A 26,494-nucleotide genomic window follows, 5' to 3' on the forward strand; every position below is an offset into this window, starting at 1 on the left:
ACTGGGGTAAATGATTAGAAGGTGCAACTCACTTCGTTTGGGGCACCCTACCTCATCAGATATTTATGAATCCGCCACACTCGGCAATCTAATCTCAGCCACACAACCACTGAATTTACCGCGATTACTTAAACTTAGCTCACCATGATGGGCTTCAATAATCTGGCGACTGGTGGCTAAACCGATACCGGAACCGGATTGTTTGGTGGTGTAAAACGGTACAAACAGGTTGTCTGGGTTACTAATGCCTGTACCTAAATCTTTAACCTTAACCACGACATTATCCTTGTCATTTAACGCTTCGATTTCTATTGACGGATGCTGGTGGGGATCGCTGCTGGCGTTAACGATGGCGTGTGATTCAAAGGCGTTTTTCACCAGATTAATTAGCACTTGTTCCAACTGACTACTGTCGCCCATCACCCACAAAGCTTGTTCTGGCAGTTGTAATTCAAAACTATAATCAGGATACAAGCTAACTACCGAGTTAACCCAATCCAAAACATTAACTTGGGTTTTATCCGGATTCGGGATTTGTTTAACCTGTTTATAGCCTTTCACCAGTTTGATTAAGCCATCGGCGCGTTGATGGATAACCCCAAGGTTATCTTTAAGTTTTTGGCTTTTATCCGGTCTATCAACGTAGGCGGTTAAGGATGCGCTAAGGCTGGAAATAGGCGCTAGCGAGTTGTTAATTTCGTGACTCAGCACGCGGATCAACTTCTGCCACGCTTGGTTCTCTTCACTGCGCAATAAGGCTTTTACGTCTTTGATTAGCAGTAACTGATGGGGTTGACCTTCTTCGATAAAGTGATCTCGATATATGCTAAAGCGTCCGGATTTATTCGGAAAATGCCAATCTAAAGGTTGATTAGGATCACATTCAATTAATGGCGTGATCTGCAACTCATTAACATGGCGATTTAGAATTTGCTCTTGCTCACCGCCAAACAATAAACAGAAAGCCTGATTAGCTAAGGTTACCTTGCCCGACTCATTCACCGCCACCAAAGCGATATCAATATTATTGATAACTTTACCCACCAATAGCTGGCTTTCGCGGGTTTCCAAACGCTGTGCCATTAGGGTATCGGCAAGGGTATTGATCTGAAAAATCAGTTCGGCAAGGGCATCTTGGTTATCGGGTTTCTGGTTTTCGCTATTACCACGGTTTTTCTTAGGTGTGCCACTTAACCGACCGCGCATCGATAAGTCACCATTGGTGATGGCTTCTAGCAAATTGCTTAAGGTGCGAAATTGAAAGCTAACTTTGTTAAAACAGTAAAACGCTAAAAACAGTATTTTGCCGCCCAATAATAAACCCACTAAGGTGATAGCAGCGGGTGACCAACCAAGAAAGGCTAAGCACACCAATAACAAGCTATACGCAGGTACACCTGCCAGCAAAACTAGACGAAATAGTTGTTTATCAAAAGCGGTATGTTTTGCCATTAGAGTTGGTATTTTTCCAAGCGACGATAAAAAGCGCTACGACTTAAGCCCAATGACTTAGCAGTTTCGATAGCATTGCCTTTATATTTATCCAAGCGCTGAATAATGACTTGTTTTTCTATATCGTCCAAGGTCATATCTGAGTCAAAGGTCGTGTTGTTTTGTGCGTGTTCCGATGCATCTGCACCGCCAGAGACAACATCTAACGTTAATCTTAAATCGCTCGGTTCAATAGTCTCACCTTGGCATAACACCACAGCTCGTTCAATACAGTGTTGCAACTCGCGCACATTACCCGGCCAATCATAAGCCAATAAAGCTTGCTCAGCTAAAACGGAAAATTGAATTTGGGATTTTTGATACTTATTAACCCATTTTTGTAAACACTGCTGAGCTAAAGGCAATATATCATGCTGGCGTTGTTTTAACGCAGGCACGGTAATATCGATTCCAGCTAAGCGAAACAACAGATCACGACGAAACTTGCCCTGCTCGACTAGCGCCGTTAAATCGGCATTGGTGGCGCAAATGACTCGTACATCAGCTATTTGGGTTTTATTACCACCCACCCGTTCAAACTCCTTACTTTCCAATACTCGCAATAGCTTAGCTTGTTGCGACAAAGGGATATTGGCAATCTCATCTAAAAACAAAGTGCCTTTATCGGCTAACTCAAAACGCCCTGCTCTATCTGCTTTGGCGTCGGTAAAGGCACCTTTTACATGACCAAACATTTCGCTTTCAAATAGAGATTCAGGAATAGCGCCCATATTGACCGACACAAAAGCTTGCTCGGCACGAGACGACATGTGATGAATTTTCTTAGCTAGTAAACTCTTGCCTGTGCCGTTATCGCCGTAGATCACTATACTCAATTCAGATTGCGCTACTTGCAGGGCGGTATTGAGCATTTGACTACTGCTTGGCGCTTGGGCGATATAATCTTGATTGTCGCTACTGGATTTTTGTAACAGTTGGTTGTGCTGTGCGAGCTTTTCACTCTGACTACGGCTATCTTTTAGCTTAAGTTGGTTGGCAATAATGCTCAGTAAACGTTCGTTTTCCCACGGTTTTTCAATAAAGTCGTTAGCGCCTAACTGCATCGCTTCAACACTCAGTTCTACTGAGCTCCAGCCCGTCATTACCACAATCGCACACAAAGGCTGCGCATTACGGATAGACTCGATCAACGCCAAGCCTTCGGCACCCGATGTGGTATCGAGCTGAAAATTCATATCGAGCAATACCAGATCAAAGTCTTGTTTTTTAACTAAATAATTAACCTGCTCTACCGAATTAGCCGTTGTCGTCGCATAGCCTTTTCCATCGCATAGAATGTCTAATGCCGCGACTATCGCGGCATCATCATCGGCTATTAGTATTTGTCGTTTTTCCATGTAATTTATTCTGATTATTTACGTCATTCTAGGCTTATATAGGGAGCCAATGTTTTTGTAGGGCAGAATTTACTCCTGCCAACGCAGGTTGCGTTAATTATTTAGCGTTGGCGGGTATAAAACCCGCCCTACACATTACTCATACCTTAACGCTACACTTGGCTCCCAACTTACCGCACGTAATGCCGGTACATAGGTAGCAAAGCTCACAACTGTCGCTATGGTTAGTGGCATAAACAACATCATAGAATAAACCGTAAACGACAAGTCGCCCATAAAGTTGAGTATGGCATTTGCTAATACATACGCAATAGGTAAACCAATAGAAATACCAATCACTAATTGTAACCAACCTTGTTTCATCAGCATCATAATCACACTGTGATCGCTAGCGCCTAGCGCGCGACGAATACCTAATTCTTGCGTGCGCAGGCTAACCGAATTAGCAATAACCCCATAAATGCCAGTGGCTGCTAACAAAAGCGCCGCCAAAGCGAAAACGCTAAATACGTTAGAAATAAACTTCATGCCGCTGATATTGCGTTCTAACAACTCGTGGTAAGCAATAAACTCAAATGCAGGAATATTGGTATCTAACTTTTGCAACGCTTTATTAATGCTTTTGCTCATCTCGTAAGGGTCGCTACTGCCACTTACCCCTAAAGAGACAAAACGCCATGCATTTTGTGCGACAGAGGTATAAATCGTCGGCCGATCTTTCACTGGGATAAAAGGTTGTCCATGAATAACATGCTCAACTACCCCAACTACCGTCATCCACTCAAATTCTTTTTGATTAACATCAGCGACATAGCGCAAGCGTTTACCAATAATGTTAGTTTCGTTTGGCCAAACATTTTCAACAAAAGATTGCGTTACCACGGCCACCTTTTGGCTGTTAGCATCGTCAGTGCGTTCTAAATAGCGACCTTGTAGTAATTGTATTTTTAGTCCTTCATGCGCCCCGGGCACTATTTCGGCGGACTGAGCACGGTGATATTGGTTATCTTGGGTTTTCTCAAAACCATCCACATCAATATCTCGATAGTAGGCGTGTTGCCCCGGAAGCGGATTGGCAGCAATAGCGAGTTTAACAACGGGATCGGCATTTAATTCATCAACTAAATCATAGAAAAACTGCGTGCGCGCTTCTGGTGTTTTGTATGTTGCAGTTGGCAGCCCGACTCGCGCAGTCAACATATTCTGAGTTTCGATACCATAATCTGTGTTTTGCGCTTCTTGTATGGCAACGCTGATCATAGCTGAAGTCGTTAATAATGCGCATGACAAGGTCACTTCCAAAATCACCAGCGCTTTGTTTAATCGACTTGAGCTTTGGCTTTGCGCACCTCGTGTGCCGTCACGTAATACTTGATTAAAGTCACCACTCAATATTTTCCAAGCAGGTAATACACCGGTGACCATGGCCGTTGCGACTATTATTAGCAAAGATACTTGGATAACGTGCGGATCCATCGTCAGCTCCCAAAAATAAGGCGAGCGCTCCGACAATATTTTATCCATTACTGAGGCGGTGATCTCTAAGCCGACTTGCGCCAACAAAAAGGCAAGTACCCCACCCAGTACACAAATAATGATACTTTCCCACATCATCTGCATCACTAAGCGATTAGCCGGTGCGCCTAACGCCACACGAATGGCTGTTTCCTTGGCACGCTCGTTAGCCCGCGAATAAAGCAGGTTGGCAACGTTTATACAAGCTAATAGTAAAACAAAAGCCACTGCCACCGTCATTGAGGTTAATATTGGTTTAGTGCCGCCGCCCATAAACATCATTGGATAGGTATTTATCATCGGCGTACCATGGTTGCGGTAACGCTCTTTGTGTTGATTCTTTAACCTGTCATAAATTGCCGCTAACTCTTGTTGTGCTTGCGCTTTACTCACCCCTTCTTTTAACAAACCAAATAGGTTTACATTTTCAAAAGCACTTTGTTCCGCTTTTGCTAAATTATGCCGCACAGGTATCCAAAGGTCTTGGTTAAATGGAAAAGAGAAATGCTCAGGCATAACACCAACCACTTCGGTTAATGTGCCATTCACATAGAAGCTTTTACCAATAATATCTTGCTGACCGGCAAAATAATCTTGCCACATTAAATGGCTAATGATGGCAACATCCTGCGCCCCTTGAACATAATCTTGTTCATTAAAAGTCCGCCCTAGACTCGGTTGCGTAGAGGTGATCTCGAATAAATCTTGTCTAGTTTTTAGTCCTTTGTAACGAGAAGCACGATCACCACCGCTAATATTCATGTTGTCGTCTTGATAGTAGCTAAAATGCTCGAACGACGTTTGCTCCTCCGCCATTTCTCGAAAAGCAAGAGTGTCCCAAACGCTACCTTGATCCATCAAGCCATTAATCTCCATATTGACCACAACAATTCTCTCTCCTTGCGGTAAAGGCACAGGTCTTAATGAAAGGCTGTAAATAAATGAATAGTTATAAATACTTAAGCCTAAACCTATAGCCATAATCATTATGGTCATCACGGCAAACGCTGGTTTTTGCATTAACAGACGCACTGCGTATTTAAAATCGATCCAACTGTTCATGTGCTTATCTCCTCCAATCCAAGCTAGGCAATCGCAGCTTCTGCGGTGTTATTGTCAAAGTTAATTTTAAAGTCACGCTTAACTGGATTATCCGCCACCACGCGACCATCAAATATTTCGATAATGCGTTGGGCGCGTTGCGATGAACGCGGATCATGGGTAACCATACAAATGGTCGCGCCTTGCATATGTAATTTGTCTAACACTTCCATTACTGCTTCGGCATTTTTCGAGTCCAAATTACCCGTCGGCTCATCCGCTAATAAGAATGATGGCTTGCCGGCAATGGCTCGGGCAATGGCTACTCGCTGTTGTTGACCACCAGAAAGCTGCGACGGGAAATGTTTAGCGCGATGCGACATATTGAGTTTATCTAATGCATCTTGTACCCAAGCTTTGCGCTCATTTTTGTTTAAGTCTTTGCGATACGTTAGTGGTAATTCGACGTTTTCTTCCACGGTTAAATTGCTGATCAAATTAAATGACTGAAAAATAAAACCGATTTCGCGATTACGAATTTCCGCTCGCTCGGCTTTGCTTAAGTCACTTACATCCATATCTTTAATATGGTATTGACCATCACTACAGGTATCTAACAAGCCCAACAGTGATAACAAGGTCGACTTACCACAACCCGAGGGCCCAGAAATAGACACATATTCGCCTTGTTGAATGGTAAGGCTAATATCCGATAAAGCATGGGTTTCGATCTCATCGGTAAAGAAGATTTTTTTAACCTTATCTAAAGTGATTAGTGCTTGGCTCATGGTTTATATCCTTTTTAATTTGTTGTAGGTCGAAGCTTGCTTCGTCAAACGCTCTATGTACGACGCCAGCGTCGAACCTACAAAACTAATATTAATTCAATGCAATTCGGTCTAGGTGTTGCCAGCTAGAGTGATCAGAAATAATCACTTTATCGCCGGCAGCTAAACCTTGGTTTATAGCGATATGACGTGACGAACCACGTCCGAAAACAATTTGGGTTTTGTCGGCAAAATTCTCATCTGTCGATAAACGATACAACGTGCCGCCTTGCTGGCTTTGCGCAACAACAGGACGGCGCACATATAAAGCGTCGTCTAATTGCGCAACCATAATGTCGGCGTTAACGGTTAAATCAGGGCGAGCTTCGCTCGGTAATGTCTCGGTAAACTCAACATCCACTAACACACTGCCGTTGATCACAGCAGGATCGATACGCGTGATCTTGCCGCTGACAATGCTTTTGCGAGTATCGATAGACACTGTTTGTCCCAGCGCAACGTCATTGATTAAGCGCTCAGATACATTAATTTCAGCAATTAGATCGTCTTGGTCGGCTAATTTAAGTAAGTTACTGCCTATCGACAGTTGTTGGCCTAATTCAGCATTAACTTCTTGCACCACGCCCGATTGCTTGGCTTTTATGGTTAAATTGGCAACCTGATTTTCAATCCGCTTTAAGCTATTTTCCTGCTTGTTTAATCTTGCTTGGCGCGCATTTAACTGTGCCTGTTTGTTTTTCTCTAAACGGCTTAAACGTAATTTTTCTACCGCTAAATCATTGGTTAAGCGCTGTACATCTAACTCGGTGCGCTTGTGATCCAAAGCCGAAATAGTGGCATTACCTTGTTTAACCAAAGTAGCTTCAGCATCAAACTGCAATTGCGCGCTTTGCAGTTGTAATTCCACCGTTTGCACGCGTGCCTGCTGATTTAGTAAGTCACTTTCCAGCGATACTTGCAGAGCTAATAACTCTGCTTGGGCGGCTTGTACTTCCCATTTCATTTCTTCGGCATCTTGCAGTAATTCGGGGTTATCGAGTTGATATAAAGTTTGGCCTTGTTGCACCACACTGCCAGGTTTAACCAAAACGCGATCGACACGCCCCGCTACTTGGGTAGCCACCCAACGTATTTCGCGCGGCACCAATGTACCTGTGCCAAATACTTTAACTTGCATATCGCCTTTTACGACTTCGGCAATCAACAAGCCATCACGACTAAAGCTTTTATAACTAAGCTTGCTTTGACTCACCCAAACCAGCACAACAGCTAACGCCAAAGCAGCACCGCCATATAAAGCGTACTTTTTTATTGGTTGAGGCTTTTTCGTTTTACGAGCAACGTCCATCATCAAATCCAGTTAGTTGAAAAAAGCCCATTCACAAAAACAACAAACTAATCAGAATGGGCAAACATGGAACAATTCACTCAAGGTGTTGCCAAAAGCATTCCAACTTTATAACCATCTGATTTTTAAACACTTATATCTAAATCATCATGCGAGCCTATTTATTTCGTCCCATAAATGGGAAAAAAGCTAAACCCATCTTGTTTCGAAAATGGGACATAACAAAAGCATTGATCTTTTCATCACATACAAGCGTATGTACTAGAGTTAACTAGCGGTGTTTACATTTCGGATAAAAAATGTGAGGTAACATGCGAATAGCGGTAATAGGAGCGGGGTTAGCTGGGCTGCACTGCGCCCACCAATTAACTAAACTGGATTACGACGTAACGGTTTTCGAAAAGTCGCGCGGTTGTGGCGGACGCATGGCTGTTAAACGTTTAGACTGGGGCGAATTAGATTTAGGCGCACAATACTTTACTGCCCGTAGCCCTGAATTTAGAGCGGAATTGGCAAAATGGCTTAAACTAGGAATCGTTAGACAATGGCGCTTTACGCCATATCAAGTAACGAACCAAGGACTAGTACCTTCTCCCGATACTGACACTAATGCCGAGGATCACAGTACGGCTCGCTATGTTGGCAGCCCTTGCATGAATAGTCCGGTAAAATACTTGGCGAGTACTGTTAACCTCCAGTTAAACACCTGCGTCACAAACCTTGAATACACTAATAATCGCTGGCGTTTAACAGGCGACAATAATTTGGCTTTGGGCAGCTATGATTGGGTAATTGTCGCCACTCCCGGTGAACAAGCAAGCGCCTTGCTAAACCAACAAACACATATAAGCTATCTAATTGCCAAGCAAGTGCACACTCCTTGCTGGGCACTAGGTGTCGCCACTACCGGAAAAGTCGCCCCATCAATTCAAGGCGTATTTGGTGACAATACGGTTTCTTGGTTATCACGACTATCTAGCAAACCTGAGCGTTGTATTAAACACAATTTTGACGACATCTGGATGCTACATTTTTCACCTGAAACATCAACAGCCTTAACGGCAGACACTGTTCTACCTCAAGGCCAACAATGGCTAGATAAAGTATTCAACAATCAGCTCACTATTCACCATCATTACCAACACTTTTGGCGATACGCCAATTTAGTCAACGACACATCACTACCCCCTTTGATTGACGACAGCCGCCGCGTGGTTGTTATTGGTGATTGGACGCAAGGAGGCCGAATTGAAGGCGCATTCTTATCAGCGCAACGCGTTATTAACTATATGTTTGCCTAAAGCCAACCATCAATCACACCATGAAAAAAGTTCATTTACCGACAAAAGACTGCCCTGTATGTGAACGATCATTTACATGGCGCAAAAAGTGGGCGAAAGACTGGCAGCAAGTTAAATACTGCTCAGAGCGTTGTCGGCGCTCAAGCAAACAAAAGGCAAAACGAATATGACAACGCAATACCATAAGCTGCGTCTAATATTGGGTGACCAACTTAATGCGAGCCATTCTTGGTACAAACAAAAGCAACCGAATATATTGTATTTAATTGCCGAACTACCCCAAGAAGTTAACTATGTTAAACATCATACCCAGAAAATAGTCGCGTTTTTCGCGGCCATGCAGGCCTTCGCCAATGGCTTGCAAAGCGCGGGGCATCAAGTTTTGCATTTAACGCTAGACGAAAGCCAAGCCCATAAAAACTTACCTGAATTGCTCGCGGCCATTATGCAACAGCATCAAATCAGCATATTTGAATATCAAAGACCTGATGAGAACCGCTTGCTGCGCCAATTACGTAACTTGGCTTGTGAAAAAATTGAATACGACACCGAGCATTTTTATTTACCCTTTGACGAGTTTGATACCTATCTCAAACCCGGCAAAAGCAGCAAGATGGAGTTTTTCTATCGTAAGTTACGTAAGCGCTTTGATATTTTAATGGACGATCAACAACCGGTTGGTGGCAAATGGAATTATGACGCGCAAAACCGTAAATCGTTTAAACCCGCCGATATCAAACAGCTACCTGAACCCTTGGTTTTCGCTAACCCAGTTAAGGATATTCTCAGCCGCTTGCAACGTCATCAAGTTGTGAGTTTTGGCAAATGCGAAGATAACCTACTTTGGCCAATTAACCGCAGCCAAGCACTCGAATTACTCAAGTATTTTTGTCGTTATTGCTTACCCCTGTTTGGTCAATTTCAAGATGCCATGACTTGCCAATCGGCACATAGCTGGTCGTTGTACCATAGCCGCTTATCATTTGCGCTCAATAGTAAAATGCTTTCACCTAAGCAAGTGATTGCTCATGCGCTTGCCGCTTATCATCAAAATGCGAATATTGACCTAGCCCAAATCGAAGGCTTTGTTAGGCAAATTTTAGGCTGGCGTGAATTTGTTAGGTTGGTGTATTGGCAAAATACCGAGCAGTACTCACAACTCAATTATCTAAATGCTAGCCGCACACTGCCCAGTTACTTTTGGCACGGCAAAACCAAAATGAACTGTATGCAACAATCGATAAACCAATCGCTAGATTATGCATACGCCCATCATATTCAACGCCTAATGGTAATCGGCAATTTTTGTTTGCTAACCGGCATTAACCCAGAAGAAGTCGATGCATGGTATTTAGGCATTTACATTGATGCCATTGAATGGGTAGAAATGCCCAACACCCGCGGCATGGCCTTGTATGCCGATGGTGGCCTATTCGCCTCAAAACCTTACGCCAGCAGCGGTGCCTATATCAACCGCATGAGCGACTACTGCAAAACCTGCTATTACGATGTTAAACAAAAAACAGGCCGCAAAGCCTGCCCATTTAACAGCTTGTATTGGACTTTCCTCAACAACCATCGTCCAACCCTAGGTAAAAACCCACGCCTCGCCATGCCGTATCGCAACTGGGATAAAATGGATAAAGAGCAACAACAAGCGATTATTCAACAAGGTCAAGTTTGGTTGGATAATTTGCAAGAACTTTAAAAACTTGTCCCAAGAATGTAAATAGTTGGGGGGACGCAACAAATACCCCAACCGCTTCGTAAAGGCTTTAACGCGAAGCCGACACTACCTGAAATCCGCACAATTTAGCTGTAGCTTATCGCCCATCCTTTATAAATTTATAAATAAGGGGTTGATCCACACTCAAAATAATTGTTAACTATTAAATGTTTTATTAAACATTAAAACAACTTAACAATTAAAAGGATAAAAAATGAATAAATTAATACTGGCACTATCAACAATTGCGACGGGTTTAGTTATGTCAAGCAATGCTTTGGCGGCTGAAAAAGTGTTTGATTCGCCGCGTATGGTAACAACACCCTATGGTTACAACTTGAATATTGTGGCGACATCAGGAGATGTTTTCTGTAAAGCCAAAGGCTATCAGTATTACAAAAACACTGAGCTTAAGTTTTTTCCTGAAACCAGTGGTCAACCCCACTACTACGCGATACCTGTAGGACAAAGCGCCAATACCGAATGGAAAATGGGTGAAACTCTTGGTGGCGAATATTCTTCACCTTACATTTCAAAAATCACCTGTTACTCGCCAGAGCCAGTTACGCCTGCAAATGGCGTATTTATTGACCCTACGGTAAACGTTAACGGCCAAAACTTACGTTTTGCCGAAACTGCTGTATTAAATGGCTGGTCACTACCTATTAATGTTATTTTCTGTACGGGTAATGGTTTCATGCCTGGCACACAAGAAATCGAGACCATTTATCAAGGCTCTTATGCAGAGTACAACGCGCCTGCCGGTGGATGGGTGAAGAAAACAGCATCAGGTAATGGAATCAACATAGTTTCAAAAATTGAATGCGGCGATCCTATGTAATCTCGCTTAAAGCTTAATTTAACCTCAACTCTGGTTAAGAATTGCGACACTATTAATTTCCGTTAGTTAACAAGTTTTGATAACCAACAGAACTTCCTTTCTATTTCTGGAGAGAAATTTGAGCCAAGAACAAAGATAATTGCTCCATGCATTATCTCCTTACCCTCCATCCATGGAGGGCAAGGCAAGTTTACGCGTCAATAGCTAGCCTATTGCAAGTGAACTTAACGCCCAATTGTTTACAAGAGCTTGGTTCAAAGAGCCTCCAGAAACGGATTTATTATCCAGAATTGAGGTTAATTTATTAACAGGTAAGATCTTAAGCCTTACCTGTTTATCCAACAATATCCGCGGGATCACCCACAAACTCAAGAGTTCTCAAGGTAACTTTCTAAACCACACTGACAAAAATCTGGGTTATCCACAATAGGATTCGAGCAATGCCTTGCCCCCCTAATACGCTATCTCTTCACCTTGCCAATCTATATACGCCAGCTCACCGTCTGGCACTAAACCTTGTTGGATAGCCAATAGCTGTCTGGCAACAAATTCTGGAGTAAAAAGCTTGCCTTCTTCGACCCGTTTTTGAAATGGTTTGGATAAAGGTGTATTTGTGGTGCCGGGATGAAAGGCTATTAATTTAACGCCCTTGGCGCGGCGTTTTAATTCAATGCTAGCAGTTTTTAACATCATATTCAGCGCAGCTTTAGATGCTCTGTACCCATACCAACCACCTAACTGATTATCACCAATGCTGCCGACACGGGCACTAAACACGGTGACATAGGTGCAAGTTTGCTTGGTCAGAATAGGTAATATTTGCTTTAGCCACATAACAGGAACGACAGTGTTGCAATGGTAAAGTTGCTCAATATAGCTAAATTCCAAATCCTCTAGCTTCTTCTCCGGCATTTTTTCATTATCGTGTAAAACACCATGACAAATATAAACATCATGGACCCGCCCCACTAAATTCGCGATTTGATTAGTCGTACGCGCAATACAAGTCGCGTCATATTCTGTTTTAAGCCAAATTAAATTATCCGCTGCTAAGTCTTTTGGACAATCACAACGGCTAACGGCAATAACCTGTTTACGCGCAACCAATAAACGCTTGATAAGCGCTTGCGCAATGCCACTACTGGCACCAATCACTAAACTATCGGCTAAAATATCAGTATGTGTCATAGTGTTTCTTTTGGATCTTTTGACGAAAGCATTTTTGCTTTAGGGTTTGACGATTGGCAGGTTTCACAGTGGCGTTTGCCTGTTAACAGCAAAGAAATTGACGCTCGGTGTTGGGCAAAAAATCGATAGGCGAGATCTAAAAACGGCCTTAACCATGGCCAGTTAATCGGTGAAAACCATAAACCTTTCCCCACTAAATGCCATGCTCGGTAGGTAACATCTAACCCGACAAGTAGTTGACCTTTATCCGTTAAACCATGCAGTTTTTTAAGCGCAGCGAGTTTATCAATACGCTGGCTAAAACTTTCGAATTGCTCAGAATACACATCGACCATACGAATTTTATTATCCGTATCTAACTTCTCTAGCTGTCGCACCTCAGCCAAACAAAGAGGACACAAGCCATCAAAAAAGAAAATGAGTTTTGCGTTAGTCATAGGCGTTCGAGTATTTGTATTTTATAACTAGGCTTTACGCCGTTTTTGCTAAATAAGATCACCCAATTTTGATCTGCTCCAGAAGCGACTACCGACAACGTAATAACTTTGGGCCATTTGCTCAGTACAAACCGGAAAGGATCGTTAATTTATTAACGCGTTGGCATGGTGAAAATGATGAATACAATTCAAAGACGATTAATCCACCGTGTAGTATGCCGCCAGCGGTGTTGATTACAGAGTAGGTTTTTTAGAGTGAGTAAATCAAGCTTGGTTATACTTAATGAAGGATCATGCCTAGCTTTGTTAAAAGCTCTACTTGACGTACTAGTTATGAATATTAATTGGCGTCCCAAACCCAGTACTTCTTGTTATCTAAACTGAACAGATAAACTGATATATCACTAGCATCCTCATAACTAGATAACTTTTTATCAGGAAGAGTATCCCAAATCCATTCAACCTCTTCACGAGTTTGATTATCTTCAATAAAGCAATCTAGAAAATCTTGTTTGTTCAAAAAATCCTGCTTCGACGCAATGCACTCGAATGTAGGCTGTCTTCCTTTGATTGTTGGCCAAGCAGTTTCTTGCCAAGTAGGTAAAGCAGGTGTTTTGTATGTTATTGTCTTAGACGCCTCTGAACCATCATCAAATATCATATTTGGTTCAATGTCTAAATCTATAAGCTTTCCAGATGCAAGGCACTCAAAACAAATACAATCAATACTATTAATGCCCGAGTAACCTCCAGCATCAAAACAAACTTCGAGCTTTCCACAAACAGAACAAGCTTCAGGCTCTGATGTTAAAAAAGCAAATTTATCTGGATTTTTAAAATACTTGAATTCCATAACATTAATGCTCCTGTAGTCAGCGATACTTGGGAATAAAAGCATGGCTTCAGTTAGTTAGGAACTAAAGCCATGCTTTTGACACTTTACATTATGCGACTGTTAGTTTGTACACTGCCCTGTAACATCATCATACGTATAACCACCCGTGTAGGTAACTAAGTTGTCATTAATTACCTTGGTTACAACATTATCTGCCGGATCTGAGCTTAAAACATAATGCGTATATTCTTTATACGAATCATTTCCTGATAACCCATAATCATTGACTTTAGTATATTCGATCACGACTTCACCAAAATAACCAAATGAAGGGGAAAATGAACTAGCAATATCTAAGCTTTTATTTCCATTTAGGCGAATATCTGCATAGTAATTTGTAATATCGTAACCGGAAAACGTATTGTTTCCGCCAGACTGCCTCATATTTATTACGTCATTTACGAGAAAATCAATTTCAGGGAATGTTCCTAACGTTCAATTATAAATGCCGTCTACAGGGATTACTCTACGATAGACAGGTCTATCTAAATATATAATGTTTGTTAGGGTTTCTTCAGTAGAATACTTTTGCACTTTTCTTATTTTAGGACTATCCAAACTCGCTGAGTTATTTGAATAGCTATAACTCTTAACACAAGCACTTTCTATTAAATTTTCCGAGGAATCTTTTAATTCCATTAAATAGTCTGCTTGAGCGCAAAAACTAGCTGCATACACGGAAATTGCTATTAACAGAGTTTTTTTCATTATTTTTTCTCTTATGATTTGATGAATTGTAAAACTGCCAGTTTATATTTGTCTCGCGACACCATGTTCTCAATGGATGGTCACTCAACTCAAAAAACTAATCCAATTTACTTAAAATTACAACATCTATAATTCGTGGTTAACCTTTAACCCGCAGCTAATTTTTAAACTCACTCTTAATAATCGTCACACCTCAAAACGCCCAAACTCGATAAGCTATTCCAACTTATTTTTGCATGCTGGTGTACCTAATCGTAAAATCACTTGATACCCAATGGATTAATCACTAGCAGAAGAGTTATGCCAGTTAATTTACCCGCAATTGAAGATCAAGTTTTAACCCCGATTAAGGGCATTCGTTTAGGCTGGGCCGAAGCCGGCATTAAAAAAGCCAATCGCAAAGACATGCTGGTTATTGAAATAGCCGCAGGCAGTTCAGTATCCGGAGTGTTCACCTTAAACCGCTTTTGTGCAGCGCCCGTTACCTTATGTAAAAAGCACCTTGCTGCCAAACAAGGTATTCGCGCTATGGTGATCAATACTGGTAATGCTAATGCGGGAACCGGTGATGTAGGCATGCAAGATGCTCAAACAACTTGTCAGCAACTGGCTGAAATAATGCAAATATCACCAGAGCAAGTGCTACCTTTTTCAACCGGTGTCATTTTAGAACATTTACCGATGGACACTTTGCTTGCTGGTTTACCGAAAGCCGTGGCTAATCTTGATGCCGATAACTGGCACAACGCCGCTTGGTCTATTATGACTACAGACGTCGCGCCGAAAGCCTACAGCAAGACCTTGGATGTCAACGGCAATACCGTGAATATCACAGGTATGTCAAAAGGCGCCGGTATGATCCACCCGAATATGGCCACCATGTTGGCTTACATCGCGACCGATGCCAACATTGAACAAAGCCTGCTAGATGAAATCACCAAAGAGATCACCGACGTGTCGTTTAACTGTATCTCGGTCGACGGTGATACTTCAACTAACGACTCTTTTATGATTATCGCTACTGGCCAAGGCGATAGCCCTGCGATTACTAGCCGAGAAGATGCTGGTTTTAACGAGATATATGCGGCCCTAACCGAAGCCGCACAATACCTAGCGCAGTGCATAGTACGCGATGGCGAAGGTGCAACTAAGTTTATGACGGTCTCAATTCAAGGTGCCAAAACCGTTGAAGAAGCGAAAACCATCGGCTTCTCAATTGGTAAAAGCCCATTAGTCAAAACCGCTATGTTCGCCTCTGATCCTAACTTGGGTCGCGTATTAGCCGCCATCGGTTACGCCTCGCGTGAATGTGCATCACTAGAAGATTTAAATACCGACAGCCTTGAATTGTATTTTGGTGATGTTCTGGTTGCCGAAAAAGGTGGCCGCGCCGCAAGCTATCAAGAAGAAGACGGCCAAGCAGTGATGGATAAAGAAGAAATTGACATCACAGTCAAACTTAACCGTGGCGAGCAACAAGCCACAGTATGGACCTGTGATTTTAGTTACGACTATGTGCGTATAAACGCAGAGTATCGCACCTAAGCAACATAAAACACTCATTTTGGCTCTGGTTTAATTCAGAGCCAAAAAACATAGCTTGCCTAATCACAATTACTATCACTCATTATTTGGCTAAACAGGCATTTCACCTTAAGTCATCCCTCCTTTGCAGCACATACCCCTTTGTTTATTTTTACGTTTCGCCTAAGATGTTCGTTCACATACACGATAAGGAAATACTATGTACACTGTTTACGGCGATTTGCTGTCTGGCAACTGCTATAAAATCAAACTACTGCTCGAGTTTTTACAAATACCCCATCAATGGCAACATGTGGATATATTGGCTGGGGAATGCCAAACAGTCGAGTTTAAGCAGAAAAATGCCAATGGAAAAATACCATTATTAGCCTTGGATAATGGCGAATACTTGGCTGAATCAAACGCCATACTTAACTACCTAGCCGACGGCACAGACTACCTACCCACAGATAAATTACAGCGCGCTCGTGTTCTACAGTGGCAATTTTTTGAACAATATAGTCACGAACCTTATATTGCTGTAGCTCGCTATATCAATAAATACTTAGGTTTACCTAAAGAGCGTGAAGCTGAATATCATGCCAAACAAACCGGTGGCCACAAGGCTCTGGCTGTCATGGAACAGCAATTGGGTAAAACGCCATTCTTGATAGAGGACAAACCCACAATTGCTGATATTAGTTTATATGCATACACCCATGTCGCGCATGAAGGTGGCTTTGACCTGTCAGACTACCCAGCTATCAATGATTGGCTTAAACGCTTTAGTCAAATTCCACACTATACAAAAATGTCTGGCGACAATGGTTAAACAGGCTCATTAGCTTGGTGTGATAAAACAGTAATCAATAACCCACTTTTCACTAGGCAATTTTAAAATTAGCGCTATAGTGTCGTTTCTTACTATTCTTAGACTATAGTCTTTCTGATGGACTTAAGTTACATGCAAATATCTGTTATTAATGAAAAAATAAAACGCCTGTGGGAGATGTTACAAACCAGCATTAGCTCGGGCGAGTTTTTTTACCAACTGCTGTTTATCATAGGATCTATCGGCTTAGCTTGGTTTTTAAGTCGTATGGTTTTTTCCAATACCAAAACACAAGCTAGTAAAGACGACACAGTACAAGAACGCAAAGCCTTTAAAGTATTGGCCGCTATTCAAACGTTAAGCGTTCCCATTTTAACCTTTTTATTTTTAAGCATGAGTGCCCACTATGGCGAGCAATTACTTAAGCAATCTTGGTTAATTACGATTGCCATATTCTTTGCTTCGCTAGTTATGATCAATGGTTTTATCTCCTACATGGTCAAAGGCAGCGTCGCCACCAAAGCGGTACAGTGGTGCACGATAACCGTATTGTTGTTACACATGCTGGGCTTGCTGTCTTCATTAACCGCTATTCTGGAATCGATTGCCATCTCGGTGGGTGATAAATCCATATCCGCTTATGACATTGTTAAAGTATTGATATTTGGCGCTTTATTATTTTGGGTTGGTGGCGTATCCAAAAAAGCCGGCACCAACGCTATCAATAATCAACCTAGTTTGGATCTTCGCACCAAAGAAGTCGCCACCAAGCTATATGAAATAGTGCTATTCGTGGTTATTTCGCTGGCGTTTTTACAAATTATTGGCATCAATATCACCACACTGGCGGTATTCGGTGGTGCTGTTGGTTTAGGTTTAGGTTTTGGTTTACAGTCAATCGCCTCAAACTTTATTTCAGGTTTGATTATATTGCTCGACCGCTCAATCTCGCTGGGTGACTATGTTGAGCTAGAAGAAGGCAAAGAAGGTTTGGTGCGTGAGATCAAACTCAGAGCCATCACCTTAGAAACCTTTGACGGTAAAGACATTGTCGTACCTAACGAAAAGTTTATCAGCTCAACCTTTACCAACTGGACCCATAAAGATAAAAAACAACGCTATCGCGTCGACTTTTCAGTGGCCTATGATTCAGATATTCACAAACTCGTCCCACTAATAAAAGAAGTCGTCGCCAGCCACCCAACAGTCATTAGCGGTGAACATCTACCTATTGAAGAACAACCCGATTGCGAGATCGCCAGCTTTGGTGATTCAGGCATCAATATGTTTGTCGAGTTTTGGATGGAAGGTATTGATGATGGTAAAAATCGTGTCGGTGGCGATTTATTATTAATGATACTCGATACTCTACGCCAACACGGTTTTGTTATTCCGTTCCCGCAGCGCGAAGTACGTATGCTGTAATATTTCAATTATCAAAACTGGCTCTCTCGCGCTGTTCTGTTGTAGCGCGGGAGAGTATTATTCTGCCGCAACCGCCAATATTTGACAGATCAACAAGCGCGTTCTACTGTTGTTAAAACAAAACCCGATATTAATGCAGGTCAAGCGCCTTTTTCTGAGTATAAATCAGTTGATATTAAACAGTCTGTCCTGCACATAATCGACCATCAAGTACAGTAAGCAAAACAACAAATTCCGCATATAATCCAAGTCACTATCACCAGCAAGTGTTACAGGCGATGTTGCAGTATTTCAGCGCAGATATGACTCAAACTTTTCATCAATTAGCCAAACAAAAATAATTCGACCGCCTATTACCAAGTATAACATTTAGCTAAGCATCACGCGGTAAGCCTTTTTCCACAATGCGGATCAGGCGTTGTGTTTTTTTATCCAGATTAACTTGTTGCTTTTGTTTTTCTGCCTGCTGAGCTAAAGCCCAATCGATATGCTCAACCACTAGCTCACTCACCTCAACTCGCTTACTGGTTAATGCGCTGACAATCGCCGCAGAGTATGGCGCATTACCTAGTGCGACCGCGATATTACGTAACCAACGCTGATGACCAATGCGGCGAATGGCCGAGCCCTCGGTATTCTTTAAAAAAGTATCTTCGTCCCATGCCCACAAGGTAAGTAAGTCCTGACTTGCAACATTACCTCTTTTTTGAAAATCCTGCTCACAGCTTAACTCGGCATAACGGTTCCATGGGCAAACTAACTGGCAATCGTCACAGCCGTAGATTCGATTACCGATTAACGGTCGAAATTCTTCAGGAATTGCCTCTTGCAGTTCAATTGTCAGGTAAGAAATACAGCGTCGGCCATCGACGACGTATGGCGCCACAATAGCTTGGGTCGGACACATGGTCATACAAGCCACACAACTGCCACATTGCTCTTGAACTGGCTCGTCAACCGGCAAGGGTAAATCAACTAACAACTCACCTAGAAAAAACCAAGAACCGGCTTTTTCATCCAGCAAAAGTGAGTGCTTACCAACCCAGCCCAACCCGGCTTTAGCGGCAAGTGGTCTTTCTAAAATGGGGGCGGAATCAACAAAAGGCCGAAAGCCTAATTCTTGTTCTAGCTTTTCACTTATCTGTTGCCCTAAGCGTTTTAAACGATTGCGGATCAACTTATGATAGTCACGCCCCAAGGCATAGCGGCTAATAAAGGCCGTGTTTGGTTCTTTGAGATCTTGGGCGAAATAAGCCTCTTCGGGTAAATAATCCATGCGCACAGAAATCACGCGCAAAGTGCCAGGTTGCAACTCGGCAGGACGGGCGCGCATCATGCCGTGGCGCGCCATATAATCCATTTCTCCGTGATAATTGTTATCTAACCAAGCTTGTAAACGAGGCTCTTCAATTGATAAATCAATATCACTTACCCCCAACGCCTGAAAACCTAACGTTTGCGCCATAGCTTTAATTTGGCTTTTAATGTGTACGAGTTGTTCAGCCGTTAATGTCATTTTAGGGATAGATCCAAGAAAATAATCAGAGAATTTTGCCACGTTCATTTTTATGTTACAAAGACAACATAAAACGTACGCAAAGTTTATTTAAAAAAATCAGGGCAATGTGATGATAACGTCATCTTTACCGTTAGCGGTTTACACTCCAGAACAAGTGCGTAATCAAGAGGCACAAGCGGCTATCGCCAACAATCTTTCTCTTTATCAGTTAATGCTAAATGCCGGCCAAGCTACATTTAGTTTAGTGCAAGCGATTTATCGCCAACCAGCAAAAATGCTAGTTGTCTGCGGCGCAGGTAACAACGGGGGGGATGGTTTTGTCATCGCCAAGTTAGCCAAACTCGCTGGCTGGCATATCGATGTGATGTCTATGCCCGATTGCCCACCGTATAAAGGGGATGCACTAACCGCTTACAACGATTATATCGCGCTAGGCCGCAACGTACTGCCATCAGAGCAAATTCAATTTAACCAATACGACGTTATTATTGACGCCATTTTAGGCACAGGCGCACTAAGACCCTTGGCAGCCAGTTGGTCAACCATTGTCGATAACATCAATCAAGCCAGCGCATTAACCATTAGCGTTGATATTCCCTCGGGTTTAAATGCGACAACCGGTGCCATTTTAGGCAACGCGATAATAGCAGACCACACAGTCACTTTTATTGGTGTTAAGTCAGGCTTATTAACCGCCAAAGCGGCTGACCATGTAGGCACTCTGCATTTTGCAGACTTAACGGTGGCAAATACCTTTGAGCAACAAAATAAGCCTTATTATCGCCGCAGTGAATGGAGTGAGCTACGCAGCTTATTACCCGCACGTAAACGCGCCAGTTATAAAGGTGTATTTGGCCATGTTGTGTGTATTGGTGGTGACAAAGGCATGGCGGGGGCGATAAAAATGGCTGCCGAATCCTGCTTACGATCGGGTGCAGGCTTAGTGTCGGTTATTACTCACCCAGACAATGTATTACAAGTTGCCAACGGCCGCCCTGAACTCATGGTATTTGGTGTCAATGGCCTTGAGCAGACCAGTCAAGAGCTGATAGATAAAGCCGATGTGGTATTAGCAGGACCAGGTATGGGACGTACAGGTTGGGCTAATGGTTTAATGAGCCATATCTGTCGCCTAAATAAACCCATGGTGATAGACGCGGATGGCTTGAATTGGTTGGCTGAACATCCACACAAAAATACCCAGTGGATTTTGACACCACATACAGGCGAAGCGGCACGTTTAATGGCGCAAAATACCGACAAAATAGAGTTAGACCGTTACGCGGCCAATTACGAAATATCGGCTCGCTATGGCGGCATTAGTATTTTAAAAGGCGCAGGAACACTCATCACTTCCAGCCAGCAAACTCATATTTGCACTGCGGGTAACCCAGGCATGTCGAGTGCCGGCATGGGCGATGTGTTAGCAGGCATATGTGCCGCTATGCTAGCCCAACAACCAGCTCATCAATATTCAAGGTTTCAAGCCGCCGAATTAGCCGTTTGTTTGCATGCTGCTGCGGGGGATCTTGCTGCACAAACAGGAGAACGTGGTATGATAGCCAGTGATTTAATTGCACATATTCGAACATTGGTCAATCCGTAAGCATTGCGCTAGATGGTTTAATTCATCCAGCTCGCCACGAGACCAAGCATTTTAGTGGCTATGACAGAATTATACTTTGAACTTATTGATGCTGACGCAACCGTTGCGTTTGGCAAAAAATTGGCAGCTTCACTTGAAATGCCTTGTATTATTTATTTAGAAGGCGACTTGGGGGCGGGCAAAACCACCTTTAGTCGCGGTCTCATTCAAAGCTTTAATTATCAAGGCAATGTAAAAAGCCCGACTTACACCTTGGTGGAACCTTATGAGCTCGAGTCAGTCAATATTTATCATTTTGATTTATATCGCCTAGCCGATCCAGAAGAGCTTGAATTCATGGGCATACGCGATTATTTCAGTGGTAATAACCTTTGTTTAATAGAATGGCCGGAAAAAGGCGTCGGTTGGTTGGAACCTGCCGATATTCTGGTTAATATGCAATATGTTGACGACCATCGTGCGATCCGCTTAAACGCAAACTCGGCGCGCGGCGAAAAAATACTTTCGGCACTAACTTAAACACATTAATCATCATGAAAAAGTGGCTATCTCACAGTTTGATCTTTTTCAGTTTGCTTTTGACCTTTTGCGTCAATGCAGCGAACAAAATTAATGGTGTTCGAATTTGGCCGTCCCCCGACAAAACCCGTGTCGTATTTGATCTTTCCAACAAACCAAGCGTTGAACATTTCTTTTTAACCAACCCGAATCGTCTGGTGCTCGATTTTAAAGACACTGGTAAAGGGTTAGATTTAACCTCCGTCGCGGCCAAAGGCAAACTAGTTAAAAAGATCCGCTACAGCACGCCAAAAATAAAAAATAGTCGGCGAGTCGTGATTGAACTTGCTCAGCCACTCAACGCCAATATTTTCGCATTAGCCCCCACTCAACCTTATGGCGATCGTTTAGTGGTTGACCTAGAAGGCAAGCAAACCGTCAATCAACCGGTCAAAACCGCAACCAACACCACTAACCGCGATTTAATTATTGCTATAGATGCCGGACATGGTGGTGAAGACCCTGGTTCCATTGGTGCGAAAGGCAATTATGAGAAAAAAGTCACGCTGCAAATTTCCAAGCGGCTTAAAGCCTTAATTGATAAACAAAAAGGCATGAAAGCCGTCATGATCCGCACTGGTGATTATTATGTTGGCCTAAACAAACGCTCCGAACTGGCAAGAAAGAGCAAAGCTGACTTACTGGTTTCCATCCACGCTGATGCGTTTACAACACCACAACCTCGTGGGGCGTCGGTTTGGATGCTATCTATGCGCAGAGCCAACAGTGAAATCGGTCGCTGGCTTGAACAAAAAGAAAAACATTCCGAATTACTTGGTGGTGCAGCTGAAGTTATCAGTGACACAGCTAACGAAAAATATCTGGCTAAAGCCTTGTTGGATATGTCAATGGAGCACTCAATCGCCACAAGTTATGAGATAAGTAACAAAATAATTGGCGAATTGAAACGCGTAACTAAAATGCATAAAAAAGCGCCGCAAGCCGCGAGTCTTGCCGTACTGAAGTCACCGGATATTCCGTCTATCTTGGTTGAAACCGGCTTTATTTCCAACCCAACAGAAGAGCGCTTATTAAACCAGCGCGATCATCAGCAAAAACTAGCCAATGCGTTGTTTAAAGCCGTAAACAACTATTTCCGCGCCAATCCACCTGATGGAACATTGTATGCGTCCTTATACAATGAGCGTGAATATATTGTGCGGCGTGGCGATTCTTTGTCTGTGTTGGCCGCTCGCTATGATGTGAGTATTAATGCCTTAAAAAAAGCCAATCGGCTCCGTACCAACACCTTGCGTATTGGCCAAAAACTTAAAATTCCTCAATCCTAATGCCAATTAAAATTTTACCGCCGCAACTCGCTAACCAAATCGCGGCGGGTGAAGTCGTCGAGCGACCCGCATCCGTAATTAAAGAACTGCTCGAAAATAGCTTGGATGCCGGCGCAACCAAGATCGATATTGATATTGAAGCCGGTGGCAGCCAATTGATCCGTATTCGCGACAATGGCAGTGGTATTGCCAAAGAAGAGCTCGGTCTCGCGCTAAGCCGTCATGCCACATCAAAAGTCAGCAGCCTGAATGATTTAGAAGCGATTCAAAGCTTAGGCTTTCGCGGTGAAGCATTAGCCAGTATTAGCTCGGTTAGTCGGTTAAAACTCACCAGTCGCCCTGAACATCAAACCGAAGCTTGGCAAGCAACGGCGGAAGGTCAGGAAATGGCGGTAGACATCAAGCCAGCCGCTCACCCTGTAGGTACAACCATTGAAGTCGCTGATTTATTTTTTAATACCCCAGCCCGTCGCCGCTTTTTACGCACGGATAAAACCGAATTTACTCATATTGAAGAAGTCATTAAACGTATTGCGCTTAGCCGTTTTGACGTACAAATAAAGCTAACCAATAACGGAAAAATCCACAAAAATTACCGAACCGGACGAGAAGACAAAGCACAATTACAGCGTATAGCAGCCGTGTGTGGTGGCAACTTTATTGAACACTGTGTTGAATTAGATAGTAGCTATGATTTAGTTACCATTAAAGGCTGGTTAGGTGAACCTCACATAGCCCGCCAGCAACGCGATATTCAATATTGTTATGTTAATGGCCGCATGATGCGCGACAAGTTAATTAATCACGCGATCCGCCAAGCGTATGAAAGTCGCATTACAAGTGAGCAGCATGCGGCATACGTATTGTATATTGAAGTTGACCCCAAACAAGTAGACGTCAATGTCCACCCTGCTAAACACGAAGTGCGCTTTCATCAAGCTCGCTTAATTCATGACTTTATCTATCAAGCCGTTTACGCGGCACTTAACAATGAATTAGTGGATAACGCCATTGCCGAAGCTACCTTGGTGCAACAGAGCTCGGGACAACAGAGCTTAGTACAACAAAACAAATTAGACACAGGTTATCAAGCCGGTCAGTTATATCCAGGGCAAGAAGTAGCAAGTCAATTTGAGCGGGAGCTCGCCGATAGCACTTTGCCCAATTCGTCGGCGACAAGCTCGTCATCAGAGCCAAGCTTAAACCTAGAGCGTAATATTGACGGTGACAAGGTTGCGCCTTCAGCGCAAGGCTCAGCTTCCTATGCCAATAGCCCTTATACCAATCACGCCAATCATACCAATAGCTCGAACCGGCCAAGCCATGGCAATTCAGCTCAATGGCAATCTGAATACTCACCCAAGACTAGTGTTAGCACAGAGCAACAAATCGCTCATTATGCTGAACTAGTGGCACCATTATCAGATACTAAAGCGTTAGACAAAACATCGGCTTCATCACCCGCAGAGCCGCTCGACGCAGCTGAGTCAACGAACATTAAAACGAACATCAATATAAAGGCCAGTAGCCAACTCAGTGATGTACAAATACTAACGACTTTGCAACAGCATTATTTGCTCGCCAAGTATGCAGACAACTTATATTGTTTGCCGATAGCTCAACTCCAGTTAGCTATCATTGGCGCTAAATTAGAATATGTTTGCAATCAACCCGACGCCATAGCACAACCTTTATTGTTGCCTGTAGCGATAAAAGTTGATCAAACTTGTTTAAATAAATGGTTAGTGCATCAAACCTGTTTAACCCAACTGCAATTTGTTATCAATCAGCCACGAAAAGACACTTTAGTGATTCAAAAAGTTCCAGCCTTGTTGCGCGAGTTAGACTTAGCCAGCATTATCGGCGACTGGCTTTTACAATTGCCCGAGCAGGACACGCCAATAAGCACAGATCACAGCATAAAATTATTGGCTAATCTTGTTCAACAACAACAAAACTTGCCGAGTTGGTCTGAAATTACTCAATTATTAAACGACTACCACAACCTAAAATTGCCAGATTTTGCTACCTTTATTAAACAACACGCCAAGCAAATCGATTATTCGCATTGCTTGCTTAGCGCACCAACCTAAATGATTTTATTTAATGACAGCAACTACAGATAAACCTCAGGTCATTTTTTTAATGGGTCCGACTGCTTCTGGCAAAACCGCATTAGCAATAGACCTGTACCAAGCGATGCCTTGTGACATTATAAGTGTCGATTCAGCTCTAGTTTACAAAGGCATGGACATTGGCACAGCCAAGCCCAATGCCGAAGAATTAAACCAAGCACCACATGCTTTAATTGATTTTCTTGACCCGAGTGAAGTTTACTCTGCAGCTGATTTTCGCAAAGATGCACTGGCTTTAATTGAAAAAAGCCTAGCCGCACATCGCACACCAGTGTTAGTTGGTGGCACCATGCTTTACTACAAAGCCTTGTTACAAGGTTTGAATGAATTACCCGAAGCGGATGAAAATATACGCGCTCAAATAAAACAACAAGCCGAGCAACATGGCTGGCAGGCCTTACACAACGAGCTATTGCGCATTGACCCAGTTGCTGGACAGCGAATTAACCCCAACGATACGCAAAGAATAAATCGCGCATTAGAAGTGTACTATGCCAGTGGTAAAACATTAACAGAACTGACACAAACTAAAGAAGACGCATTGCCCTATAATACCTTGCAATTTGCCATTGCGCCCCAAGATAGAGCTGTACTGCACGAGCGAATTGAATTACGCTTTAAACAAATGCTTACACAAGGATTTGAACAAGAAGTACGGGCGTTATATGAACGCGGCGATCTTCATGCTGATATGCCTTCAATACGCTGTGTCGGCTATCGACAGATGTGGGATTACCTAGAAGGTAAAGTCGACTATGACGAAATGGTGTTTCGCGGTATAGTAGCAACGCGTCAATTAGCCAAGCGACAATTGACTTGGTTACGCAGTTGGCAGGAATTAAATTGGTTAGAAAGTGAAAATAAGCAAAATTTGACTAGCATTTTGCGCTTTTTTTCCTAAAATTTGGATATTATAAGGTTTTCCTCATAATATTAATGAATCAAAACAATTAGTTACCACTAGCGTTT

23 protein-coding genes are annotated in these 26,494 nt (G+C 42.8%); 12 read left to right on the forward strand and 11 right to left on the reverse strand.

Features of this window, described 5'->3' with window-relative positions; all coding sequences use genetic code 11:
• Positions 1–63: 63 nt before the first annotated feature.
• From C2869_RS19685 to C2869_RS19705, 5 genes are all read right to left on the reverse strand, one after another.
• A complete protein-coding gene (locus tag C2869_RS19685) occupies positions 64–1,452 on the reverse strand; it encodes a sensor histidine kinase (RefSeq protein WP_108604540.1) in 1,389 nt (462 codons plus the stop codon).
• Positions 1,452–2,849 carry a sigma-54-dependent transcriptional regulator gene (locus C2869_RS19690; RefSeq protein WP_108604541.1) on the reverse strand — a complete coding sequence of 466 codons (1,398 nt, stop codon included), beginning with the start codon at positions 2,847–2,849 and terminating at the stop codon, positions 1,452–1,454. Before C2869_RS19690 ends, C2869_RS19685 begins: the two co-directional genes overlap by 1 nt.
• A gap of 135 nt (positions 2,850–2,984) precedes the next feature.
• On the reverse strand, positions 2,985–5,426 hold the full coding sequence (locus C2869_RS19695) for an ADOP family duplicated permease (protein ID WP_108604542.1): 2,442 nt from the start codon (positions 5,424–5,426) through the stop codon (positions 2,985–2,987).
• A 23-nt stretch (positions 5,427–5,449) separates the two neighbouring features.
• A complete protein-coding gene (locus tag C2869_RS19700) occupies positions 5,450–6,193 on the reverse strand; it encodes an ABC transporter ATP-binding protein (protein WP_108604543.1) in 744 nt (247 codons plus the stop codon).
• Between the two features lie 91 nt (positions 6,194–6,284).
• Positions 6,285–7,544 carry an efflux RND transporter periplasmic adaptor subunit gene (locus C2869_RS19705; protein WP_108604544.1) on the reverse strand — a complete coding sequence of 420 codons (1,260 nt, stop codon included), beginning with the start codon at positions 7,542–7,544 and terminating at the stop codon, positions 6,285–6,287.
• 308 nt (positions 7,545–7,852) lie between these two features.
• Between C2869_RS19705 and C2869_RS19710 the strand changes: the two genes are divergently transcribed.
• From C2869_RS19710 to C2869_RS19725, 4 genes are all read left to right on the forward strand, one after another.
• Positions 7,853–8,842, forward strand: coding sequence for an NAD(P)/FAD-dependent oxidoreductase (locus C2869_RS19710; RefSeq protein WP_108604545.1), 990 nt, complete (start codon positions 7,853–7,855; stop codon positions 8,840–8,842).
• 20 nt (positions 8,843–8,862) lie between these two features.
• Complete coding sequence (locus C2869_RS19715) at positions 8,863–9,012, forward strand: DUF2256 domain-containing protein (protein WP_108604546.1); 150 nt, start codon at positions 8,863–8,865, stop codon at positions 9,010–9,012.
• Positions 9,009–10,550 (forward strand): cryptochrome/photolyase family protein, encoded by a 1,542-nt coding sequence (locus C2869_RS19720; RefSeq protein WP_108604547.1) that lies wholly within the window; start codon positions 9,009–9,011, stop codon positions 10,548–10,550. The genes C2869_RS19715 and C2869_RS19720 overlap by 4 nt, the downstream gene beginning before the upstream one ends.
• 232 nt (positions 10,551–10,782) lie before the next feature.
• A complete protein-coding gene (locus tag C2869_RS19725; RefSeq protein WP_108604548.1) occupies positions 10,783–11,409 on the forward strand; it encodes a hypothetical protein in 627 nt (208 codons plus the stop codon).
• A 453-nt stretch (positions 11,410–11,862) separates the two neighbouring features.
• On the opposite strand, the gene C2869_RS19730 is transcribed toward C2869_RS19725, so the two are convergent.
• From C2869_RS19730 to C2869_RS22520, 5 genes are all read right to left on the reverse strand, one after another.
• Entirely contained in the window at positions 11,863–12,597 is a 735-nt protein-coding gene (locus C2869_RS19730; protein WP_108604549.1) for an SDR family NAD(P)-dependent oxidoreductase, read from the reverse strand.
• Complete coding sequence (locus tag C2869_RS19735; RefSeq protein ID WP_108604550.1) at positions 12,594–13,034, reverse strand: thiol-disulfide oxidoreductase DCC family protein; 441 nt, start codon at positions 13,032–13,034, stop codon at positions 12,594–12,596. The genes C2869_RS19730 and C2869_RS19735 overlap by 4 nt, the downstream gene beginning before the upstream one ends.
• A gap of 340 nt (positions 13,035–13,374) precedes the next feature.
• Positions 13,375–13,887 (reverse strand): CbrC family protein, encoded by a 513-nt coding sequence (locus tag C2869_RS19740; RefSeq protein ID WP_159084247.1) that lies wholly within the window; start codon positions 13,885–13,887, stop codon positions 13,375–13,377.
• A gap of 102 nt (positions 13,888–13,989) precedes the next feature.
• Positions 13,990–14,313: a hypothetical protein gene (locus C2869_RS19745; protein WP_108604552.1), complete on the reverse strand. Its 324-nt coding sequence runs from the start codon at positions 14,311–14,313 to the stop codon at positions 13,990–13,992.
• Positions 14,314–14,364: 51 nt separating this feature from the next.
• On the reverse strand, positions 14,365–14,637 hold the full coding sequence (locus C2869_RS22520) for a hypothetical protein (RefSeq protein WP_159084248.1): 273 nt from the start codon (positions 14,635–14,637) through the stop codon (positions 14,365–14,367).
• Between the two features lie 300 nt (positions 14,638–14,937).
• On the opposite strand from C2869_RS22520, the gene argJ reads away from it, so the two are divergent.
• The 3 genes from argJ to C2869_RS19760 all read left to right on the forward strand — a co-directional run bounded on the left by argJ (position 14,938) and on the right by C2869_RS19760 (position 18,418).
• Positions 14,938–16,182, forward strand: coding sequence for a bifunctional glutamate N-acetyltransferase/amino-acid acetyltransferase ArgJ (gene argJ, locus C2869_RS19750; protein ID WP_108604553.1), 1,245 nt, complete (start codon positions 14,938–14,940; stop codon positions 16,180–16,182).
• Between the two features lie 199 nt (positions 16,183–16,381).
• The gene (locus C2869_RS19755; protein WP_108604554.1) at positions 16,382–16,993 is read left to right on the forward strand and encodes a glutathione S-transferase family protein; all 612 of its coding nucleotides are present in this window, start codon (positions 16,382–16,384) and stop codon (positions 16,991–16,993) included.
• Between the two features lie 132 nt (positions 16,994–17,125).
• A complete protein-coding gene (locus tag C2869_RS19760; protein WP_228710712.1) occupies positions 17,126–18,418 on the forward strand; it encodes a mechanosensitive ion channel family protein in 1,293 nt (430 codons plus the stop codon).
• A gap of 373 nt (positions 18,419–18,791) precedes the next feature.
• Here C2869_RS19760 and queG read toward each other — a convergent pair whose 3' ends face one another.
• Complete coding sequence (gene queG, locus C2869_RS19765) at positions 18,792–19,934, reverse strand: tRNA epoxyqueuosine(34) reductase QueG (RefSeq protein WP_108605139.1); 1,143 nt, start codon at positions 19,932–19,934, stop codon at positions 18,792–18,794.
• Positions 19,935–20,046: 112 nt separating this feature from the next.
• Between queG and C2869_RS19770 the strand changes: the two genes are divergently transcribed.
• The 5 genes from C2869_RS19770 to miaA are packed head-to-tail and all read left to right on the forward strand — an operon-like array spanning position 20,047 to position 26,426.
• A complete protein-coding gene (locus C2869_RS19770) occupies positions 20,047–21,543 on the forward strand; it encodes an NAD(P)H-hydrate dehydratase (protein WP_108604555.1) in 1,497 nt (498 codons plus the stop codon).
• A gap of 60 nt (positions 21,544–21,603) precedes the next feature.
• On the forward strand, positions 21,604–22,062 hold the full coding sequence (tsaE, locus tag C2869_RS19775; RefSeq protein ID WP_108604556.1) for a tRNA (adenosine(37)-N6)-threonylcarbamoyltransferase complex ATPase subunit type 1 TsaE: 459 nt from the start codon (positions 21,604–21,606) through the stop codon (positions 22,060–22,062).
• 14 nt (positions 22,063–22,076) lie between these two features.
• Entirely contained in the window at positions 22,077–23,390 is a 1,314-nt protein-coding gene (locus C2869_RS19780) for an N-acetylmuramoyl-L-alanine amidase (RefSeq protein WP_108604557.1), read from the forward strand.
• Entirely contained in the window at positions 23,390–25,483 is a 2,094-nt protein-coding gene (gene mutL / locus C2869_RS19785; RefSeq protein ID WP_108604558.1) for a DNA mismatch repair endonuclease MutL, read from the forward strand. The genes C2869_RS19780 and mutL overlap by 1 nt, the downstream gene beginning before the upstream one ends.
• A 13-nt stretch (positions 25,484–25,496) precedes the next feature.
• Positions 25,497–26,426, forward strand: coding sequence for a tRNA (adenosine(37)-N6)-dimethylallyltransferase MiaA (miaA, locus tag C2869_RS19790; RefSeq protein WP_108604559.1), 930 nt, complete (start codon positions 25,497–25,499; stop codon positions 26,424–26,426).
• The last annotated feature ends 68 nt before the right edge of the window (positions 26,427–26,494 follow it).

The sequence above is a fragment of the Saccharobesus litoralis genome, assembly GCF_003063625.1.
Taxonomy (GTDB): domain Bacteria; phylum Pseudomonadota; class Gammaproteobacteria; order Enterobacterales; family Alteromonadaceae; genus Saccharobesus; species Saccharobesus litoralis.

Bases quoted from the DNA above. Each gene is read 5' to 3' on its own strand.
- C2869_RS19685 (WP_108604540.1), bottom strand. From the start codon at position 1,452: ATGGCAAAACATACCGCTTTTGATAAACAACTATTTCGTCTAGTTTTG.
- C2869_RS19690 (WP_108604541.1), bottom strand. From the start codon at position 2,849: ATGGAAAAACGACAAATACTAATAGCCGATGATGATGCCGCGATAGTC.
- C2869_RS19695 (WP_108604542.1), bottom strand. From the start codon at position 5,426: ATGAACAGTTGGATCGATTTTAAATACGCAGTGCGTCTGTTAATGCAA.
- C2869_RS19700 (WP_108604543.1), bottom strand. From the start codon at position 6,193: ATGAGCCAAGCACTAATCACTTTAGATAAGGTTAAAAAAATCTTCTTT.
- C2869_RS19705 (WP_108604544.1), bottom strand. From the start codon at position 7,544: ATGATGGACGTTGCTCGTAAAACGAAAAAGCCTCAACCAATAAAAAAG.
- C2869_RS19710 (WP_108604545.1), top strand. From the start codon at position 7,853: ATGCGAATAGCGGTAATAGGAGCGGGGTTAGCTGGGCTGCACTGCGCC.
- C2869_RS19715 (WP_108604546.1), top strand. From the start codon at position 8,863: ATGAAAAAAGTTCATTTACCGACAAAAGACTGCCCTGTATGTGAACGA.
- C2869_RS19720 (WP_108604547.1), top strand. From the start codon at position 9,009: ATGACAACGCAATACCATAAGCTGCGTCTAATATTGGGTGACCAACTT.
- C2869_RS19725 (WP_108604548.1), top strand. From the start codon at position 10,783: ATGAATAAATTAATACTGGCACTATCAACAATTGCGACGGGTTTAGTT.
- C2869_RS19730 (WP_108604549.1), bottom strand. From the start codon at position 12,597: ATGACACATACTGATATTTTAGCCGATAGTTTAGTGATTGGTGCCAGT.
- C2869_RS19735 (WP_108604550.1), bottom strand. From the start codon at position 13,034: ATGACTAACGCAAAACTCATTTTCTTTTTTGATGGCTTGTGTCCTCTT.
- C2869_RS19740 (WP_159084247.1), bottom strand. From the start codon at position 13,887: ATGGAATTCAAGTATTTTAAAAATCCAGATAAATTTGCTTTTTTAACA.
- C2869_RS19745 (WP_108604552.1), bottom strand. From the start codon at position 14,313: ATGAGGCAGTCTGGCGGAAACAATACGTTTTCCGGTTACGATATTACA.
- C2869_RS22520 (WP_159084248.1), bottom strand. From the start codon at position 14,637: ATGAAAAAAACTCTGTTAATAGCAATTTCCGTGTATGCAGCTAGTTTT.
- argJ (WP_108604553.1), top strand. From the start codon at position 14,938: ATGCCAGTTAATTTACCCGCAATTGAAGATCAAGTTTTAACCCCGATT.
- C2869_RS19755 (WP_108604554.1), top strand. From the start codon at position 16,382: ATGTACACTGTTTACGGCGATTTGCTGTCTGGCAACTGCTATAAAATC.
- C2869_RS19760 (WP_228710712.1), top strand. From the start codon at position 17,126: ATGCAAATATCTGTTATTAATGAAAAAATAAAACGCCTGTGGGAGATG.
- queG (WP_108605139.1), bottom strand. From the start codon at position 19,934: ATGACATTAACGGCTGAACAACTCGTACACATTAAAAGCCAAATTAAA.
- C2869_RS19770 (WP_108604555.1), top strand. From the start codon at position 20,047: ATGATAACGTCATCTTTACCGTTAGCGGTTTACACTCCAGAACAAGTG.
- tsaE (WP_108604556.1), top strand. From the start codon at position 21,604: ATGACAGAATTATACTTTGAACTTATTGATGCTGACGCAACCGTTGCG.
- C2869_RS19780 (WP_108604557.1), top strand. From the start codon at position 22,077: ATGAAAAAGTGGCTATCTCACAGTTTGATCTTTTTCAGTTTGCTTTTG.
- mutL (WP_108604558.1), top strand. From the start codon at position 23,390: ATGCCAATTAAAATTTTACCGCCGCAACTCGCTAACCAAATCGCGGCG.
- miaA (WP_108604559.1), top strand. From the start codon at position 25,497: ATGACAGCAACTACAGATAAACCTCAGGTCATTTTTTTAATGGGTCCG.